4 protein-coding genes are annotated in these 4098 nt (G+C 35.5%); 1 reads left to right on the forward strand and 3 read right to left on the reverse strand.

Annotation, left to right across the window (positions count from 1 at the left end):
• Positions 1–1563 precede the first annotated feature (1563 nt).
• The gene (locus tag JIG41_RS12260) at positions 1564–2697 is read left to right on the forward strand and encodes a hypothetical protein (RefSeq protein ID WP_063530040.1); all 1134 of its coding nucleotides are present in this window, start codon (positions 1564–1566) and stop codon (positions 2695–2697) included.
• Between the two features lie 71 nt (positions 2698–2768).
• Here the strand turns inward: JIG41_RS12260 and JIG41_RS12265 are convergent, their stop codons facing one another.
• The 3 genes from JIG41_RS12265 to JIG41_RS12275 form a co-directional block, all read right to left on the reverse strand.
• Entirely contained in the window at positions 2769–3152 is a 384-nt protein-coding gene (locus JIG41_RS12265; RefSeq protein ID WP_063530039.1) for a hypothetical protein, read from the reverse strand.
• A 74-nt stretch (positions 3153–3226) separates the two neighbouring features.
• Positions 3227–3523 (reverse strand): hypothetical protein, encoded by a 297-nt coding sequence (locus JIG41_RS12270; RefSeq protein WP_063530038.1) that lies wholly within the window; start codon positions 3521–3523, stop codon positions 3227–3229.
• Between the two features lie 23 nt (positions 3524–3546).
• Entirely contained in the window at positions 3547–4065 is a 519-nt protein-coding gene (locus JIG41_RS12275; protein WP_063530037.1) for a hypothetical protein, read from the reverse strand.
• Positions 4066–4098: the final 33 nt, after the last annotated feature.

Raw genomic sequence — 4098 nt, forward strand, 5'->3', positions numbered from 1 at the left:
TAGTGGACGTGGAGGCAATCGTAAGACTAGCCGAGTCAAAAGCTCGACTAGCGGTGTCCAACGAAGCGTCAAAAAAGAAAGGTTAGTAGCTTAGGCTATTATCTTGGAAGCTCGATGCCTTTAGGCGCGAGTAGTTCACACATTAAAAGCTTATGTGGAAAGTCAATTGACGCCAGATTAAGACGCTATCGCGTCTTACGCCTTATATCCCCGCTCTAATCGAGTGAGGGTTTACGGTGAAATGGCTAAATAACATCATGCATTTTGCAAAGAACTTATTAGCTAAAGGAATTGAACTTAGTTCTTTTTAAATACCAAATATCATTTTTTATTTGATTTGTTGAGAGCTAAGAATAAATATTAAGAATAATGATGGTTAAATATATAGGTTAGATCTTTAGGTTAGCGCTGTGGATTATCCATTTAACTTGTTGATTTACCTAAACAATAAAAAATAAATGAGATCACAATTACACGTTATTTAGATCGCAATTACACCTTACTTAGATCGCAACTACACGTTATTAGCATTTATATTGATATTATTATCAACAGGTTATAAAGGATTGTCTGTAAAATATCCACAACGACATTGCTCAAGATCGCATTTACACTTTATTTTATTCACAATCACAGTTTGTTTTTTATTCGAAATGATTGAAAATAGGCTAAATTACTGTGCCAGATCGCAATTGCACGCTTCTCAGATCGCAATTACACCTTTTTTTAGTGGGTTATTCACAGCCCTGCTGAATCCATACTACAGAAGTTAAGGGAATTTTCATTTGAAAAAAGTTTTTTTTCGCCCGTTACCTTTGTTTGTGTGTGGTACAATTTTGTAAACCACTGAAATGTATGTGTTTTATATTTCAGATCGGTTTTACACTTTATTTTGTAATTTCTCTGTCCCTTTTAGAGCAAATTCTTCCGATTTATTTTTGACCAATAGTTTTAAGTTCACATCGGGTACACAGAAGTAAGTTGATGAAATAATAAACTGAAAATAAATCTCAGACCCTAATTACACGTTATTCAGTAGTTATGTAGCTTCTCAGATCGCATTTACACTTTATTTTATGACTTCAAATTTCATCCCAGATCGCATTTACACGTTATTTTATGACTTCAAATTTCATCCCAGATCGCATTTACACGTTATTCTATGGCCTCAAATTTCATCCCAGATCGCATTTACACGTTATTCTATGGCCTCAAATTTCATTCCAGATCGCATTTACACGTTATTTTATGACTTCAAATTTCATCCCAGATCGCATTTACACGTTATTTTATGAACCAAACCTTCACCTCAGATCGCATTTACACGTTAATCAAATTGATAGGTTTTTAACTCAGATCGCAGTTACACGTTATTCATACTGTTACTCAAACGACCAGATCGCAATTACACGTTATTTTTAATAGGTTAATTAGGTAATCAGATCACAGTTACACTCTATTATCGTAATGATTATAAAGAGTTTTTTAATAATGGTGCATTTTGCTGTGTTATTTATATAGCGATTTGATATATTTGAAATTCAAGTATGCGGGAATTTCGGTATGAGCAAAAACAAACTTACAATAAATAATTTGCCAGAGACTATCAGCACCAAAGGGTTAGTAGTTCAGGAAGCCGCTGAGGTTGAGCAGCTTAAACTCTTTACTGATGTGCATTTTGAAGGTTTGAAATCTAATTCGTTATCAAATACCTTTCCCCTATACGATTTATGGTCTCGTTTTGTAAGAGTTAAAACTACCATATACCCAATTAGACAAGCACCAGAAAGGCTCGTTAATTCTCGGTCTATTTCTGATAAGTTGGATGGTGTTGAATACACCGGTGAATTACAAATCTCACCAGCTGTAATCAAAGGTAAAGAAACAGACTATGTTGCTTGGCCATCTGACCGCGAAGAAAAAGTGGAGAGGGCATTAATTTCTCTTGCTACGAAAGGCAATATTTCTAAGATTAATAACGCAAGCGGCACTCGTTACGCCATTCATTTTAAAATGAATGAACTAAATGCAGAGCTTAAGTCAGTTAATCAATCACTATCTTATCCAGATTTAAAGGAAGCGCTACTAATCCTGTCTGGTAGTCAACTGTCTTTTAACTACAGCACCAACTCAAATGGTGAAGTAGAAACAAATGAAGCAAAAATGCCTTATCTGGGATCAATTCATTTTTCTGGTAAAAAAGGGCCAAGCACTCAGAGATGCATTGTATTTCTTAATGAGTACATGGCTCAGCAAATTGAAACTGTATCTTATAAAGGATATTACTTTAACCAGGCGCAACAATTTAAGAGAACCTTATCTAGTTGGCTTACAACCAGACTTTATACATTGTTTAGATACGCCAGCCCCGAAAAGACGTATCACTTCATGCTTGTAAGAATAATGATTAAGTTTGGCTCTATTGAGTCAGAAGACATCACTGAAAATCGCTTAATCGCTATTCGCAGAAATATGACTTCAACAATGAAAGACCTTATTAATGCTGGCATTTTAGAGAAGTATGATATAGCTGCTGTAAAAGACGATGAAGGTAAGGTTATCGATTACAAGTACACGTTATACCCAACAGAAGGGTTCTGTGATGAAATTGTGTCGCTCAACAAACACGCTAAAAAAATTAGAATCAAAAGCAATACGACGGAAGAAGTTGTTGAAACTCTTTTAATCGAGCAGTAAGGGGCAGTACATATATTGGTTATGGGGACTGCACTGTTAAAGTTGAACAGTGCAGTGGATTAAAGCCAATTTTACATATCAAGTATTTCAGATTCTTTAATCAAAGCTTTTGAATAACCATACTTTTTAAGCAATTGTTTTACCTCATCTATGTAACCTTGCGAAGCAAATGGCGAAATGTACACTTCTTGAATAAGCTCATTAACATCAATCTTCACGCTCTTGCCTTGAATGAAATTAACAGTTTGATCCAAGCTCTTCTCAGGAGGTGAATCATTCAATATGAAAAGCCTTAGCTCTTTTTCAAAATCATAAAATGGTTTTTTCGTTGTTATTAGTGATAGCCTTGATAGGCTATCATCGCAAAGGTGTTTTTTATATTTAACTTTACCCATATAAAATGGCTCTGGGTTACTGTCTTGCCCGTTAATCACTGAGCGTTTAAGTTTGCTCACCGACGTTTTAACGGCAACCCCATTCGCCTCACCTGAAAGATAAATCTTCCATAAAGCGTATGACTCATGTGGAGTTAATGACCAGCAGTTGATAAAGACACAGTTTTTCTTAGGATTGGTGTTCCAAAAAAAGCTTCCAATTCACCGTTAAGATTGTTCCCACTAATACCATCATTAATTAGATCATCTCTTTCTTTGTTTTTAACACTTTCAGGTATAGATACTTCATATTGATCTGAGAGTGCATTAGCGTTTGGAAAAAACAAAGTGGAATTTATGAGTAACTGTTCAAATTTCCAAGTACTCATATACCGCCAAACAGATGAATTACCATGAGGTATTTCTAGAGCATCGTCATTTTGTAAAATCATCTTCAACCTCCATTTTCAAGCGCTCAAAGACCCAAACTAGCTGCTCGGTTAAAATTCTGCACAGCAAATTCAGCACTAATGTTGTCGAAGTTTTTCAAATAAGAGTCCAGTGCAAATAGACCTATACGTACTGCTTCATTCATAGGAATAGGTACTCCACAAAGCTTTTTACCTTTTTGTGATACTTGCAGAAACAATTTCCCTTCTTGGTATTGAACCTTTAATGATTTGTCATTCTTAGCTCCGTAATGCTTTAACTCAATACTTTCCTTAATGAATAAAAATGCGCATAGAAATTCAATCAAACCTAGCTGAGTAAGCTGAATGGAAATTTTATTTTTCCAGTCATAACGTTTATTTTCTCCAGAAGCTGCCTCAATTCGAATAGTAATTACCCCTTTCCTTGTTATATCTGCTTTAAATTCGACAGCAGCCCCCGAATTCAGATAATAAGTGCACCACTCATGGTTAAACGGTGAGAAGAGATCAACTGCCTGTTGGTGGTACTCTATCGTCGCCAAACAAACAGAAGCATTTACCATGAGTTACAAGCAGTTGATCGCAGGACAAAGATA

The sequence above is a fragment of the Pseudoalteromonas sp. bablab_jr011 genome (genome assembly GCF_016464045.1).
Classification (GTDB): domain Bacteria; phylum Pseudomonadota; class Gammaproteobacteria; order Enterobacterales; family Alteromonadaceae; genus Pseudoalteromonas; species Pseudoalteromonas lipolytica.